Raw genomic sequence first — 14147 nt, forward strand, 5'->3', positions numbered from 1 at the left:
GCGTGACTGCTCGCCATATCATAACGAACGTTCTCTTTTTTTTGAGCGGCGATATCCACTCTGTCCTCGACCGGCCCCGGCCTGCCGTTCCGCGGGTTCTTCGCCGCCGACCGCCGCGGGTTTCGCCGGGCCGACGTCGCCGCGCGGGGTGGTCGGGAACCCGCCAGTTTCGGTTCAATCGGTGGCAATCCGGGAAGGCGAAGGCCCTTTCACCAGTTGACCTTGTGCCGGAACGACCGGCACAACTGACCGAGCGGAACCGAATGCGTCGGCACCGGAGGTGACATGTGGCCGCTCTCGCGCGTCCAGCCCGGGGCCCGCGTGCGCCCCTGGCGAGAAATCGCCGGTCTCCGGCCCCCCATGCCGCCGCCGGCCCACCACCGGCCGAAGAGACACACGCGCGCACCGGCCCCACCCACGGTGCGCCTGCTCAGCAACCGTGCGGCCCCGCCGGTCCGGCCATCGACCCGGGTGGGTGGAATCCGGAGACAGCCCATGGTGAAACAGGAGAGGGCCGCCCGTACCCGGGAGGCCCTGGTGCAGGCCGCCGCGGCGGCGTTCGACTGCACGGGATACGAGGCCACCACGCTGGCCCGGATCAGCAAGACGGTCGGCATCTCCACCGGAGCCCTGACCTTTCACTTCCCGGCGAAGGACGACCTGGCGGACGCCGTCCTCGCACGCGGCGCATCCGCCGTGCGGGCCGCGGCGGAGCGGACCGCCGCGCGCCGGGAGCCGCCCCTGCGGTCCGTGGTCGCCCTGAGCCTGGAGATCGCGAGGCTGCTGGAGACGGATGCCACCGTGCGCGCCGCGGCACGGCTCGCGCGTGAGCGCGTGGACGGCCCGGCCCTGTGGCCCTCCCTGTGGCTGCCCACCCTCGACTGCCTCCTCACGCAGGCGGCGGAGGGCGAACTGCGCCCGGGCGCGGACCACAAGGCGGTCCTCGCCCTGGTGGCCTACCTCGTCACCGGCGCCGAGGCGCACGCCCGCAACCGCGCCAAGTCCCCCGGAGCCCGGGGCGACAGCGCCGAAGAGCAGCTCACCCGGATCTGGGACGTGGTCCTGCCGGGCATCTCGGACGGCGACCGGGCGCCCTGACCCGGCCCCGGCCCTGCTGTCCCGTCCGTGACGCACGGTGCACGGGGGGCGTCGGTCCCCGGCGAACGCCGATAGGGCGGCGTACGCCGACGCGGTGTCGGAGTACGCCGCCCTCGGGCGGGACGAGTCGCGGGAGGCGGCCCGAGCTCAGGCGAACAGCTCGCCGAGCAGCTCGGGGCCGATGGCGATGGGGGCGGGGCGGTAGGCGGGGGGCTGCGTGCCCGTCAGCTCCCGCACCAGGAAGTCCCAGCTGCGCCCCCGAACGTAGGCCAGGCAGTCGAGGAGCGTGTGCTCGGCCCCGGGGACGATGAGCAGCTCGAAGTCCTTGTCGGCGGCGATGAGCCGGTCGGCCAGCCGCAGCGTGTGGTCCGGGTGGACCTGGTCGTCCATTTCGCCGTGGATGAGCAGCAGCTTGCCCGCCAGCCGGTCCGCGAGGTCCACGTTGGAAGCACGCGCCCAGGCCTCGGGGTTGTCCGCGCCGTCGTAGGTCTCCACAAAGCCCAGGTTGAAGTGGCGGGCGTCGTGCGAGCCGGAGAGGGCGACGCCGGCCTTGTACACCTCGGGGAAGTCCAGCAGCGCCCGGGCCGCGGCGAACCCGCCTCCGGAGTGGCCGAACGTGCCCACCCGGTCCAGGTCCATCCACGGCCGGGTCCGGGCCAGCTGCTCCAGCGCCGCGACATGGTCGGCCAGGCAGCCCGCGTCGGCCAGGTGGCCGTACGAGGCGTCGTGGAAGGACTTGCTCCGCCCCGGGGTGCCCCGTCCGTCCAGCGCCACCACCACGAAGCCCAGCGCCGCGAGGGGTTCCGCGTCGAGGCCCAACCCGCCGGGGTCGAAGCAGGGGGCGACCCGGTTGACCTGCGGGCCGGGGTAGACGTTGTCCACCACCGGGTAGCGCTGGGCGGGGTCGAACCCCCGCGGCCGGTACAGCACCCCGTAGATCTCCGTCTCTCCGTCGGCCGCCTTGACGCAGAACCGTTCCGGCGCCGTCCAGCCGGTGGCGGTGAGCTTGGCTGTGTCGGCGCTCTCCAGCTCGGCCAGCACCCGCCCGGCCCAGTCGCGGACGCGGGTCACCGGCGGGGTGTCGACGGTGGACGCGGAGTCGATGAAGTACTCCTGGTCCTCGGGCACGGTGACGACGTGGTCCAGCTCGTCGTCCGTGACCTTGGCGAAGCCGGAGCCGTCCAGACCGGCACGGCACACCGTGCGCCGGTACGGATCCTTATCGACCAGCCCGGAGGCGGTGAAGTACACCACCCGCTCGGCCTCGTCGACGCGCAGGATCTGCCGCACCGCCCACTGCCCGGAGGTGACCTGCCCGAGCAGCGCGCCGGTGCGCAGGTCGTACCGGTACAGGTGGCCCCAGCCGTCCCGCTGCGAGTACCACAGCACCTCGTCGGCCAGCACCCGCACGATCGGCGGCTCGTACATCCACTGGTTGGGCTCCACACGGGTGGTCCCGGTCTCGCTGAGCACGGTGGTGACCTCGCCGGTGGCCGGGTCCAGCCGGTACAGGGTGAGCGTGCGCAGGTCGCGGGGCCGGCCGAGGTAGTACACCGCCGAGCCGTCCGGAGCCCACCACGCCCACTTGGTCGTGATCGGCGACAACTGCGGCATGAGCAGCGGCTCGGCCTGCGCGCGGACCACGGTGCCCTCGGCGACGTCCAGTACGACCAGCTCGGCCAGCGGCATGTTCTCGTCCCCGGCGTAGGCGTACCGCTGGGTGTGCAGGAGGGGCGCGCCGCCGTCGGCGGGCCTGGCCTCCACGAGGTGGGTCTGCCGGACGCTGCGCTCGTCGGTCCGATGCGCCAGCACCTTCGTCGAGTCGGGTGACCAGGCCACCGCGGGCGGCAGGTGCGGCAGGCCGATCTTGCGCAGCAGGGTGCCGTTGCCCGTGCAGTCCGGGCCGGATCCGTACCGGTGGTCGGGCTCTCCGTCGGTGGTCAGCGCCCACTCGCGGCCGTCGGACAGCGAGCGCGCCCACAGGTCGTGCCCCCGCTGGGACACGGCGGCCTTCCCGTCGGGCGACGGCACGTCCAGGGGGCTGCCCGGCGGCGTGAACTCGGCCCGCTCACAGACGTAGCCCTCCAGGTCGCAGCGCCAGTACTCACCGAGCGCGGCGAACTCCACGGCGTTCTGGCCCAGTTCGATGGCCATGAACGGCAAGGCCTCGGGGTCGACCGGGTGCCCGGAGGCGGCGGCCAGCGCGGCGGCGAGCAGGGTGTGGTCGAAAGCCGGCTCCCGGGTTCCCGCCGCCGGGTCGACCCGTACGAACCGTCTGCCGGCGCCGTTGCTCACCGCGTACCAGAACCGGGCGCCCCCATCGATCCACTGCGGCTTGACCTTGTCGCCGATGACGAGCTCGCCAGGACGGGTGGGGCGGCGGAAGAGCAGCTCTGCGGCCTGGTAGTCCTGAGTGGTGGTCATTCTTGGTGTCCTACCTCGGTGTTGGTCTTGGGGCATCGTGATCTTCATGAAGGTCATGCGAAGGCGCCGGCGAGGTGGGCACGGTCGGTGCCGCGTCGGGGCCAGGCGTTTCAGAGGCTGCGGGCGGTGATGTCGCCGTAGGCGGTGGTCGCGTGGATGTTCAGGCCGGCGGCGGCGCCGTCGGTGTTGTTCAGTGCGTTGTGGATGCGGCCGTAGGAGGTGCCGGCGTCCAGGGAGGCGGAGACTCCGCGGGCGGCGCCGACCGAGATCTCGCCTGCCTCGGTGCGCAGTTCGACCGTGCCGCGCACGGCCTCGGTAATGCGCAGGTCGCCCTTCTGGGTGCTGATCTGCGCCGGGCCGCCCAGGCGGCCGACCGTGATGTCACCGGCCTGGAGGGTGAGGCGGGCGCTGTCGGTCTCGTCGAGCTTGACGGTGGCCTGCGCGGCCTCGAAGGTGACGTCGCCGAGCCGGCCGACGCCCCGCAGTTCCGCGCTGGCCGCCTTCGCCTCGACGCGGGAGCCGGCCGGCAGCTGGACCGTCACCTCGACGGAACCGGAGTTGCCCAGGATCCGGTTCTTCGCCGCCGGGGCCGCGATCCGCAGGACGCCGTCGGCGTATCCGACCTCGATCTGCTCCGCCGCCTTCACGTCACGGCCCTTGGAGGCGTCCGCGGGCAGGACCTCGACCGTGGTGTCGGCCCGGTCCGCGGCGATGAACCGGATGCGCCCCGCGGGAATGTCCAGGACGGCGGCGACCGGGACGGCGGTGTCGAACTTCAGCATGGCGTTTCTCCTACATCGTGGCGGGCGCTCCGTCGGCCCGCCGTTTCCGATGAAGGAAAAGCTACGTTGCGTTCAAAGACTGGGCAACACACTCGTTGCGCAGAAATGCCATCACCACAGGTCAACGCCAGGAAATCGTTGCAACGGTCTAACGCCTAACGCAACAAACCCCACCCCATTCGTTGCAATGAATTGAAGGTGAACGCCAGAGCGCCCGCCGCGCCGCCGACGTCATCCGGCTCGGTAGCCGAGGTGTCCGTCGAGCAGGCTCCGCAGGCGCCTGCGCCCACGGTGCAGACGGGAGTTGACGGTGCCGTACGGAATGCCGACCCGCTCGGCGATCTCCTCGTACGCCAGGCCTTCGACATCGGCGAGGTAGACGACGGTCCGGAAGTCGCCCGGTATCGCCCGGAACGCCTCGACGATCACGGGGTCGGGGATCCGGTCCATGACCTGGGACTCCGGCGTGGGCAGACCCACGGACGTGTGGGAGGCGGCGCCGGCGAGCTGCCAGTCCTCGATGTCCGAGGTGTGCGTGACGCGCGGCTCCGCCTGCTGCTTCCGGTAGTCCGTGAGGAAGGCGTTGGTGAGGATCCGCAGCAGCCAGGCCCTCAGGTTGGTGCCGGGGCGGAACTGGTGGAAGCTGCGGTAGGCCCTGGCGTACGTCTCCTGGACCAGATCCTCCGCGTCGGCGAAGTTGCAGGTCAGCCGGATGGCGCGGGCGTTCAGCAGGGTTCGGTGGCAGGCGGCGTCCCGCTCGAAGCGGGCCGAGCGCTGCTCGTCCGTCTCCGCGGCGAGGAGGACCGCAGTCGTGTCCGTCATGAGTGTTTCCGCGCTCCTGTACCGCCCGCCGCACCTCGGATGGTCCGTCAGATCCGCGGGACGACTGTGGGGTTACGTCCTCGGCAAGATTATATAGCTAGCGTTCGTTTTTCTTCTTCGGGCAAAAAAGGGGCGGCCGGACGCCGCCCTGGTGGGCGTCCGGCCGCCATGCGGGTCCTGCGGTTACCTGGCGGTCCAGCCGCCGTCGACGGGCACCGCGGCGCCCGTGAGGAAGGAGGACCGGCCGCTGAGGAGCCAGGCCGCGGCCTGGGCGATCTCCACGGGCCGGGCCATCCGCTTCTGCGCGGAACGGGAGACGAAGGGCTCCTCCAATGCGGGGGTGTCGTGGAGCACCTGCTGCATGAGTTCGGTGAGCGTGCTCCCCACCACCAGCGAGTTCACTCGAATGCCCTGGTCGCCGTATTCGTCGGCCGCGGCCTTCGTCAGACCGACCACCCCGTGCTTGGCCGCGATGTAGGAGGCGGTGGCTCCCGTCGCGAGCACTCCCGCCACACTGGCCGTGTTCACGATGGAGCCGCCGGAGCCGGCGGCCAGCATGGCGCGTATCTGATGCTTGAGACAGTTCCAGACCCCGCGCAGGTTCACGTCGATGACACGGTCGAACACCTCGTCGTCGGTCTCGTGCAGCGGGGTCCCCGCCGTGGCCCAGCCCGCGTTGTTGAACGCTCCGTCCAGACGGCCGTACGCCCCGACCGTGGCGGCCACGGCGCGCTCGACGTCCCCGGGGTCGGTGACATCGCCGACGACCGCCGTCGCCCGTCCTCCCCCTTCCTCGATCTCCTTTGCCAATAAGGTCAGTTGGTCTTCCCTGCGCGCCATCAGGACGACGTCGGCGCCCTCTTGAGCGAACAGTCGCGCCGCAGCGGCCCCGATTCCGCTCGACGCACCTGTGATCATGACGGCCTTGCCCTGGAGCAACCCCTCGTATCGCATGGACCTCATTCAATCCCGGCTGGGGTTGCCGAACCCGGTGATCCTCCTCACGGCCTGACGGACCGCCGGAAGTCGGCCACGTGGCTCTTGGCCCACTGCCCGAACGTGCGCGCCGGGCGGGAGACCAGGCGCTCCAGGTCATGGGTGACCTGGAGTTTGGCACCGGCCGCCTGCCGGGCGGCGCTCTCGGTCAGGGCCTGCACCATCTGCTCGGAAAAGCGTCGCCTCCATGCCTCGCGCGCCTGGTCGAGCGTCAGCTCCACGAATCGCAGGGGCAGCTCCAGCGCGGATGCCAGCCGGTCGGTCTGATCCCGTGCGGAGAGTGCCTCCGGGCCGGTCAGGGCGTAGGCACCCCGGTGGTGTCCGGGTGTGGTCAGCACCACCGCGGCCGCCTTCGCCACGTCCTCGGGATCGACGCAGGCGTTGCGCGATGTTCCGTACAGCGCCCGCACCGCCCCGTCGCGCCGGACGCCCGGCGCCCAGCCGAGCGCGTTGGACATGAACGCGCGCGGGCGCAGCAGGGTCCAGTCCATGCCCGAAGTCCGCACCATCTCCTCGCACTCGCGCTGCCGCCGCGTCATCGCGTCCGTGGCCCGCGGGTCGGTGACGGCGAGCGCGGACAGTTTGACGACGTGGCGGACGCCGGCGGTGCGCGCCGCCGCCAGGAGGTTCTCGTCGTGGGACAGCCGGAGCGGATCGCCGGTGATCACGAACAGGGCGTCCGCTCCCACGCAGGCCCGGACGAGACCCGGGCGGTCGTCGTTGTCGGCGCCCACGATCCGGCCCGCCAGGCCCGCCCGCGCCGCCCGGGCGGGATCCCTCGTCAATGCCGAGACCTCGTGGCGGGCGGCCAGCAGGCTGACGGTCCGTCTTCCGACGGTGCCGGTCGCGCCCGCCACCACGATGCGCCGGCGTCTGTCGCCGCCGGTGGGGGCGCCGGCGCTCAGCACGCGATCGACTCCCCCTTCCCACGGTTCGGGTCGAGGTCGATGGAGGCCGCGACCGCGGCCGGGGCCAGGCCCGGGAGCAGGAACCGCCACATCCTGACCACGCGGTCGGTGAGGTCCGCCCGCCCGCACATCAGCTGCGAGTGCAACTGGGTGCCGGTACACGTACCGACGATGAACTGGGCCACTTCGGCCGGGTCGATCCCGTCCAGGAGCTCGCCACCCGCCTGCGCGTCCTTCAGGCAGGCCTCCATGATCTCCTCCCAGTCGCGGAACGAGGTGTCGTCCTGGACGCCGAGGGCCCGCTGCTCGACGGCGAGCTGGACGCCGGCGCGCAGGAGCAGGTCCGTCCGAAGGCGCCAGGACCACACCAGCGTGATGTCGACCAGGCGCTGGAGGCCCGCGGATCCCAGGTACGGCACGATCGTGTCGGGCTGCGCGTTGATGACGGCACGCGCGAGCTCTTCCTTGTTGGGGAAGTGGAAGTACACGGCTCCCAGCGTGACTCCGGCCTGCTGAGCCAGCGCCCGCATCGAGGTGCCGCGGTACCCGTACTCCTCGATCAGAGTTGCTGCTGCTCGCAGGATCTGCTCCCGCGTCCTGGCTGCGCGTTCCTGCTTCGGTTCGTGCACCGGCCCTCAACTCCCTCGACAAACAAAAAGAACACACGTTATGTTACGGCCCTCGGTCCCCCCACCGCCAGCGACTGAGGTCACTACGAGGCTTGCTCGGCCGTATCTGGAGTGAATCGATGATCAGCATCCAGTCTGCGCATGTCCGTTCCAGTGCCTTACCTGACCGGCTCGACCGTCCCGTCCTTCCTCTCCGTTCTACCGTTCCCGCCGTTCCCGCCGTTCCTGAACAGCAGTCACGCCGACTCGCCTCGGCAGACCTGCTCCAACTGCTCGTGCACAAGCGGAGACCGGCGGAGGTACTCCTGACCGGCTGGGAGCGACGCGGATCGAACACCTTCACCGTGAGAGCCCACTGGCCCGTGGCGCACACCTTCTACGAGCCGCGCTGCGGCGTCTTCGATCCGCTGCTGTTCGCGGAGACCGTGCGGCAGAGCATCCCGCTCCTCTCGCACGCCGCCTACGACGTCCCGCTCGGACACCAGCTGATCTGGGAGTACTTCACGTACGCGGTCGAGCCGGCGGCGATGCGGGTCCAGCACCGCCCGGCCGTCGTCGAACTGCGCATCACCTGCTCGGACATCGTGCGGCGCGCCGCACGCATGGCCGCGATCACCATGGACGTCGAGGCGTTCGCGAACGGCGCGCCGATCGGTACGGCCCGCGCCCGCTTCACCAGCAACCCGCCCGCGATCTACAAGCGGCTGCGCGCCGGCTACGCGGACCCCGTGGCCGCCATGGCCGCGGCCGGGCCGGCCGCCCTCCCGATACCGGCAGCCGTCGTGGCGCGCGAGCGGCACGCGGACGTGGTGCTGTCCGCCTGCGACGAACCCGCCCGCTGGCTGCTGCGCACCGACACCTCGCACCCGATCCTCTTCGACCACCCGGTGGACCACGTGCCGGGCATGCTGCTGCTGGAAGCCGCCCGCCAGTCGGCGCTGGCCCGGGTTTCCCCGGCCCACGCGAGGGCGGTCGCCTTCGACTCGACGTTCTTCCAGTACGTCGAGTTCCATGCCCCGTGCTCGATCGCGGCGGAGCCGACGCTGCCCGACGAACAGGGCCGGCCGCGCGTCGACGTGGTCGCGCTGCAGCGGGGGACGGTCGCCTTTTCCTGCATCGTGACCCTTGAGACGCACGACCACTTACCGGCAGCCGCGTGACCTCCCGCCCCGGCGTCCGCGGCACCAGCGCCCCAAGGGGCAATTCGGTAAATTTTCTCCATATGCCATAAATACGACGCACAGAACGGGGCCCTGGGCGTCCGATCACGGAGCCTCCGGTATGGCGGGGGCATTCGCCCGCTCCGAGGCGCCCAGCTGGCCACACAGCGATTCCGGTCCTCTCGCCGCGGAGTCCGGTACGCCGCGCGGCACCCGTCGAGGGGTGTCGCGCGGCCGGGGCCGGCCGCTCTCCCGCGAGCGGACCGGTCCGTGGAAGTCCGGGGCGCTGATCAACCGTTCAACGGCTTCTGATACCACTTCAAGCCATGAAGAAGATCACTCGCCGTCATGCCTTGGGCATCACCGCCGGCGCAGCCACCGCCTTCGGGCTGACCGCCTGCTCGTCGTCGGGCGCCAAACCCGCGGCGGGCTCCTCCGGGTCCCCCGCTTCCATACCCACCGGCACCATCGACGAGGTCTACGAAGGCCGCCGCATCCAGATCACCCTCGGCGCGGGCGGCCACCACGGCGTCGGCATGCCGGTCATCAAGATCGACGGCAACGAGCTGCACCTGATGGCCAACGCCGACAACAGCTGGGTCACCGTCGTCAACCACTACGAGACGTTTCCGGACCCCATCTCGGCCGCCCGCGCCGCCATCCGCGACCTCCAGGGCGCCGCCCTCGTCCCGTTCACGCCGAAGGGCGACACGCTGTGACCGTCCGCAAGAATCAGGCCAAGCTCACCGCCGACGAGAAGCGCGCCTTCACCAACGCGGTGCTCGAACTCAAGCGGACGGGCGTCTACGACCGGTACGTCAACGCCCACAACGCGTTCCTCATGAGCGACTCCGACTTCGGCGACCGGGTCGGCCACCGCGCCCCCTCCTTCCTCCCCTGGCACCGCCGCTTCCTGCTGGACTTCGAAGCGGCGTTGCAGAAGGTGGATCCGAAGGTCTCGCTCCCGTACTGGGACTGGACCGCCGACCGGACCCCCGGATCCTCCCTCTGGGCCGCGGACTTCATGGGCGGCACCAGCCGCGCCCGGGACGGGCAGGTACTGGACGGGCCCTTCGCCTACCCGGCGGGCAAGTGGGCCATCACCGTGGGGGTGGACCAGCGCCAGTACCTGCGGCGCACCCTCGGCACGGGCACACCCGAGCTGCCGACCAAGGCCGAGGTGAACGCCGTCCTCGCCATGCCCGAGTACGACATGGCCCCCTGGAACAGCTCCTCCGGCGGCTTCCGCAATCACCTGGAGGGATGGCGCGGGGCCAATCTCCACAACCGCGTCCACGTGTGGATCGGCGGCCACATGGCCACCGCGGCGTCTCCCAACGACCCGGTCTTCTGGATGCACCACGCCTTCATCGACATGCTCTGGGCCGAGTGGCAGTCCCGGCACCCGCAGTCCACCTACGTGCCCGCCACCCCGACGCCGAACGTGGTCGACCTGCGCGGCACCATGCGGCCGTGGAACAACGTGACCCCGGCCGACATGCTGGACCACCGCAAGTTCTACACCTTCGACACCGAAGGGGCCCCCGCCGCCCGTTAGGCGGAGGTGGTCCGTTCGACCAGCTGGACAGCCACTCCGCTGGGGGGCGGCCCGGACCCGGCGGCGGCTCACGTCTTCGGGCCGCTCACCACCGGTCTCGACGGGTGACGGCGAAGGACTCGCCCTCCCTGCGGACCTCCACCGCGCCCGCCCCGCCGAAGTGCGCGGGGACCACCAGCTCGCAGGTGTCCGCGGCCCGTTCGAGGATCCGCCGGCGGGTGGCCACGGCCTGGTCCGCGTCCAGGCAGAAACAGCTGTTGCAGGAGGGCCGCAGGATCTGTACGGGGCTGTGCAGGATGTCGCCGACGAAGACCGCCCGGTCGTCGCCGGAGTCGAGGCGCAGGACGCTGGAGCCGGGGGTGTGGCCGGGTGCGGACTCCAGGGTGAGGTGTTCGTCGATGCGGTGCGTGCCCTCCCAGAGCACGGCCTGCCCGGAGCGGTGGACGGGCGCGATGCTGTCCTCGTAGATGAGCCGGTCGTCCTGGTTCAGCCCCTTGCCGTAGGCGTTGCCGGGTCCGAAGTGGAAGTCGTCGGCCGCCGGGATGAGGTACTGGGCGCCCGGGAAGGTGGGTATCCACTGCCCGTCGACGTCGTGGGTGTTCCAGCCGACGTGGTCGCCGTGGACGTGGGTGTTGACGACGGTGTCGACGTCCTGCGGGCGGATTCCGGCCCGGGCCAGTCGTTCGAGGAACTCACCCTGCCAGTGGTGGAACTGCGGCGAGCCCGGACGTTCGCGCCCGTTGCCCACTCCGGTGTCGACGAGGACCGTCCGTCCGGCGCTGCGCAGGACCCAGGTCTGCAGGGCCACCACCGTCAGGTCCTCGTCCGGTTGCCAGTGGTCCGGGGCCAGCCAGTCCTCGTTGTCCTTCCACACGTCCGTCCCGGACTGCGGGACGAGGTCGCGGGCGGGGACGAACGGACCCGCCCATTCGACGATCCGGATGACCTCTACGTCTCCCAGCACGGTGCGCTGTACGTTCTCACTGTTCATGGCTTCGACCCTAGAAAGAGCCGGTGAGGCTCTCAATGCCTGCTCGGCTCACCGGAATACGAGGGCGTCTCATCTAGTCTGGCCCGATGGACGTGGTGAGCGATGCGATCTCGGCCGTGCGGATCGGGCGGCCCTCCTCGGACCGGATCCGGGCGGGGGGCCGCTGGTGCACGCGGCTCGCCCCGTACGACGGCGCCGGCTTCCATGTCGTACTGGAGGGAAGCTGCTGGCTGCTGCCCGACGGGGGCTCCCCCGTCCTGCTGGGGCCCGGTGACGCGGTGCTGCTGCCGCACGGGACGGGGCACGTGATGGCCGACCGCCCCGCGGACGCGGCGGCAGTGGAACGGGCCGTGCCCTTCGAGCGGGTGGCCGGCGGGGCGGCGGGGCTGCCGCAGGACGGCTCCGGTGCGGTGGAGGTGCTGTGCGGGAAGTACCGGCTCGACCGCAGCCGGGTGCACCCGCTGATGGCGGAGCTGCCGCAGGTCGTGCACCTGCCGAACCGGGCGGGCACCCATCCAGAACTCCGCGCCGCCATCGACCTGCTGGGCCGGGAGCTGGACGGGCGGCGGCCGGGCGCCTGCATCGCGGTGCCCAGCCTGCTCGACCTCCTGCTCGTCTACATGATCCGCTCCTGGATGGCCGAGGGCCGCACCGGGGCGTGGCCGGCCGTACTGGGCGATCCGGTGGCGGCCGCCGCCCTGCGCGCGCTGCACTCGGACCCGGCGGCCCCGTGGACCAACCAGCTCCTGGCGGCCGAGGCGGGGGTGTCGCGGCCGACCCTGGCCCGGCGGTTCACCGCTCTGGTCGGCCGTCCGCCGATGGCGTACCTCACCTGGTGGCGGCTGAACCTCGCCGCCACCTTGCTCAGGGACACCGGGGACCCGCTGTCGGCGGTGGCCCGCCGGGTCGGGTACGGCACCCCGTACGCCCTGTCGCACGCCTTCAGCCGCGAGTTCGGCATCACGCCGGGGCGGTACCGGGCGCAGGCGGCGGCCTAGGTGTGTTGTCCGGCCAGGCCTGGCGGAGGGCCTGGACGTCATCGCCCTGCGGCTTGATAGGTGTTGGGCATGCATGACAACCAGGTAGTCAGGCTCGAAGACGTCAGCCGGTGCTACGCGGCCGGGTCGTCGGCGCAGGTGCGCGCCCTCGACGGGATCTCCGTGACCTTCGAACGCAGCACCTTCACCGCCGTGATGGGCCCCTCGGGCTCGGGCAAGAGCACCCTGCTGCAGTGCGCGGCGGGGATCGACCGGCCCGACTCGGGCCGGGTCGTCGTGGACGGCGTCGATCTGGGCCCGCTCGGTGAGAAGGCCCTCACCGAACTGCGCCGGGACCGGATCGGATTCATCTTCCAGGCGTCCAACCTGATCGGCGCGCTCACCGCGGAGCAGAACGTGGGGCTGCCGCTGCGGCTGGCCGGCCGCCGGCCGGACCCCGCCCAGGTACGGGCAGCGCTCGCGCAGGTCGGGCTCGGCGAGCGGGGCGGGCACCTGCCCTCCCAGCTGTCCGGCGGCCAGCAGCAGCGTGTGGCCGTCGCCCGGGCCCTGATCAGCCGCCCGAAGGTGCTGTTCGCCGACGAACCGACCGGGGCCCTGGACAGCGGCTCCAGCCGGACCGTGCTGAGGCTGCTGCGCGGTCTGGTCGACGAGCAGGGGCAGACCACGATCATGGTCACTCACGACCCGGTGGCGGCCTCGTACGCGGACCGCGTCATCTTCCTCGTCGACGGCCGCGTGACCGACGAGATGCACGGGCCGACCGCGCAGCGGGTGGCCGAGCACCTGGCGCAGCTGGAGGCCGAACCGGAACCGGCCGCGGAGCCCGCTGCCTGCCCCCGTCAGTGAGACGGGTGGTGGTCACCGGCGGCCGCACCTTCGGCGAGGAGCGCGTTGGCCTCGGCATAGGGGAGGGCGTCCGCGCCGAAGCCGAAGGTGCCGTACTCGGCGATCTCACGGGCGGCCCGGGTGAGGGCGCCGAGCGCCGCGCGGGACAGGGCCGATCCGGTGCTGATCCGGCGCACCCCGAGGGCGCCGAGCTCGGTGACGGACAGCTTGAGGGCGCCGCCCATCAGGACGTTGACGGGCCGGGTCACCGAGGAGCAGACGGCCCGGATGGCGTCGGCGTCGGGCAGGGCCGGGGCGTAGAGCACGTGGGCGCCGGCCGCCTCGTACGCCTGGAGGCGGCGGATGGTGTCGTCGAGGTCGGGCCGGCCCAGGAAGAAGTTCTCGGCGCGGGCCGTGACGGTGAACGGGAAGTCCAGGCGCTCGGCGGCCTCCACGGCCGCGGCCACCCGCTCCACGGCTTCGGCGAGCGGGCGCACCGGCTCCTCGTCGCGTCCGGTGGAGTCCTCGATCGAGCCGCCGACCAGTCCCGTGGCGGCGGCGAGGCGGATGGTCTCGGCGACGTCCTCGGGCTCGTCCCCGAAGCCGCTCTCCAGGTCGGCGGTGACGGGCAGGGTGCAGGCCTCCACGATCCGGCGGGCGTTGTCGAGGATCTCGGCGCGGCCGGCCCGGCCGTCGGGGCGGCCGAAACTGTGGGCGAGGCCGGCGCCGGTGGTGGCGAGGGCGGCGAAGCCGAAGCCGGCCAGGATGCGCGCGCTGCCCGCGTCCCAGGGGTTGGGGACGACGAAGGGCCGGGGGCCGTGGTGCAGGTCCCGGAAGGCGACGGCCCGCCGGTGGCGGGCGTCGGCGGTGCGGTGGTCCATGGGTTCCTCGCTGCGGTCCGTCGGCGTCGGCCCGGCTCCGGCTCCGGCCGGGGGCGCTCGGCTCAACGTACTCAT

At 71.8% G+C, this 14147-nt stretch carries 14 protein-coding genes; 6 read left to right on the plus strand and 8 right to left on the minus strand.

Translation table 11 applies throughout. From position 1 onward, the window contains the following. Window positions 1-495 precede the first annotated feature (495 nt). Window positions 496-1098, plus strand: a complete 603-nt coding sequence (locus OG429_RS40430; protein WP_328930618.1) for a TetR/AcrR family transcriptional regulator — start codon at window positions 496-498, stop codon at window positions 1096-1098. A gap of 147 nt (window positions 1099-1245) precedes the next feature. On the opposite strand, the gene OG429_RS40435 is transcribed toward OG429_RS40430, so the two are convergent. The 6 genes from OG429_RS40435 to OG429_RS40460 form a co-directional block, all read right to left on the minus strand. Further along, complete coding sequence (locus OG429_RS40435) at window positions 1246-3522, minus strand: S9 family peptidase (RefSeq protein ID WP_328930619.1); 2277 nt, start codon at window positions 3520-3522, stop codon at window positions 1246-1248. A gap of 110 nt (window positions 3523-3632) precedes the next feature. After that, entirely contained in the window at window positions 3633-4304 is a 672-nt protein-coding gene (locus OG429_RS40440; protein WP_328930620.1) for a DUF4097 family beta strand repeat-containing protein, read from the minus strand. A gap of 231 nt (window positions 4305-4535) precedes the next feature. Beyond that, complete coding sequence (locus OG429_RS40445) at window positions 4536-5126, minus strand: sigma-70 family RNA polymerase sigma factor (protein ID WP_328930621.1); 591 nt, start codon at window positions 5124-5126, stop codon at window positions 4536-4538. A gap of 183 nt (window positions 5127-5309) precedes the next feature. Then, a complete protein-coding gene (locus OG429_RS40450; protein WP_328930622.1) occupies window positions 5310-6080 on the minus strand; it encodes an SDR family NAD(P)-dependent oxidoreductase in 771 nt (256 codons plus the stop codon). A gap of 47 nt (window positions 6081-6127) precedes the next feature. Then, a complete protein-coding gene (locus OG429_RS40455; protein ID WP_328930623.1) occupies window positions 6128-7030 on the minus strand; it encodes an NAD(P)H-binding protein in 903 nt (300 codons plus the stop codon). Further along, on the minus strand, window positions 7024-7659 hold the full coding sequence (locus OG429_RS40460) for a ScbR family autoregulator-binding transcription factor (protein ID WP_328930624.1): 636 nt from the start codon (window positions 7657-7659) through the stop codon (window positions 7024-7026). Before OG429_RS40460 ends, OG429_RS40455 begins: the two co-directional genes overlap by 7 nt. 275 nt (window positions 7660-7934) lie before the next feature. Between OG429_RS40460 and OG429_RS40465 the strand changes: the two genes are divergently transcribed. From OG429_RS40465 to melC2, 3 genes are all read left to right on the plus strand, one after another. Continuing rightward, window positions 7935-8819 carry a ScbA/BarX family gamma-butyrolactone biosynthesis protein gene (locus OG429_RS40465; protein ID WP_405681553.1) on the plus strand — a complete coding sequence of 295 codons (885 nt, stop codon included), beginning with the start codon at window positions 7935-7937 and terminating at the stop codon, window positions 8817-8819. A 326-nt stretch (window positions 8820-9145) separates the two neighbouring features. After that, window positions 9146-9538, plus strand: coding sequence for an apotyrosinase chaperone MelC1 (melC1, locus tag OG429_RS40470; RefSeq protein WP_328930626.1), 393 nt, complete (start codon window positions 9146-9148; stop codon window positions 9536-9538). Next, window positions 9535-10377: a tyrosinase MelC2 gene (gene melC2, locus OG429_RS40475; RefSeq protein WP_328930627.1), complete on the plus strand. Its 843-nt coding sequence runs from the start codon at window positions 9535-9537 to the stop codon at window positions 10375-10377. Before melC1 ends, melC2 begins: the two co-directional genes overlap by 4 nt. A gap of 85 nt (window positions 10378-10462) precedes the next feature. Here the strand turns inward: melC2 and OG429_RS40480 are convergent, their stop codons facing one another. Further along, a complete protein-coding gene (locus OG429_RS40480; RefSeq protein WP_328930628.1) occupies window positions 10463-11368 on the minus strand; it encodes an MBL fold metallo-hydrolase in 906 nt (301 codons plus the stop codon). A gap of 86 nt (window positions 11369-11454) precedes the next feature. On the opposite strand from OG429_RS40480, the gene OG429_RS40485 reads away from it, so the two are divergent. Beyond that, a complete protein-coding gene (locus OG429_RS40485; RefSeq protein WP_328930629.1) occupies window positions 11455-12366 on the plus strand; it encodes an AraC family transcriptional regulator in 912 nt (303 codons plus the stop codon). 69 nt (window positions 12367-12435) lie between these two features. Continuing rightward, window positions 12436-13212, plus strand: a complete 777-nt coding sequence (locus tag OG429_RS40490; protein WP_328930630.1) for an ABC transporter ATP-binding protein — start codon at window positions 12436-12438, stop codon at window positions 13210-13212. Here OG429_RS40490 and OG429_RS40495 read toward each other — a convergent pair. Beyond that, entirely contained in the window at window positions 13206-14072 is an 867-nt protein-coding gene (locus OG429_RS40495; protein WP_328930631.1) for an isocitrate lyase/PEP mutase family protein, read from the minus strand. The genes OG429_RS40490 and OG429_RS40495 overlap by 7 nt on opposite strands. Window positions 14073-14147 lie beyond the last annotated feature (75 nt).

This window comes from Streptomyces sp. NBC_00190, from assembly GCF_036203305.1.
Lineage (GTDB): Bacteria > Actinomycetota > Actinomycetes > Streptomycetales > Streptomycetaceae > Streptomyces.

Excerpts from the sequence above, each read along its gene's own strand:
- OG429_RS40450 (WP_328930622.1), bottom strand. The coding sequence starts at position 6,080 with ATGCGATACGAGGGGTTGCTCCAGGGCAAGGCCGTCATGATCACAGGT.
- OG429_RS40495 (WP_328930631.1), bottom strand. The coding sequence starts at position 14,072 with ATGGACCACCGCACCGCCGACGCCCGCCACCGGCGGGCCGTCGCCTTC.
- OG429_RS40445 (WP_328930621.1), bottom strand. The coding sequence starts at position 5,126 with ATGACGGACACGACTGCGGTCCTCCTCGCCGCGGAGACGGACGAGCAG.
- OG429_RS40430 (WP_328930618.1), top strand. The coding sequence starts at position 496 with ATGGTGAAACAGGAGAGGGCCGCCCGTACCCGGGAGGCCCTGGTGCAG.
- melC1 (WP_328930626.1), top strand. The coding sequence starts at position 9,146 with ATGAAGAAGATCACTCGCCGTCATGCCTTGGGCATCACCGCCGGCGCA.
- OG429_RS40440 (WP_328930620.1), bottom strand. The coding sequence starts at position 4,304 with ATGCTGAAGTTCGACACCGCCGTCCCGGTCGCCGCCGTCCTGGACATT.
- OG429_RS40490 (WP_328930630.1), top strand. The coding sequence starts at position 12,436 with ATGCATGACAACCAGGTAGTCAGGCTCGAAGACGTCAGCCGGTGCTAC.
- OG429_RS40480 (WP_328930628.1), bottom strand. The coding sequence starts at position 11,368 with ATGAACAGTGAGAACGTACAGCGCACCGTGCTGGGAGACGTAGAGGTC.
- OG429_RS40435 (WP_328930619.1), bottom strand. The coding sequence starts at position 3,522 with ATGACCACCACTCAGGACTACCAGGCCGCAGAGCTGCTCTTCCGCCGC.
- OG429_RS40485 (WP_328930629.1), top strand. The coding sequence starts at position 11,455 with ATGGACGTGGTGAGCGATGCGATCTCGGCCGTGCGGATCGGGCGGCCC.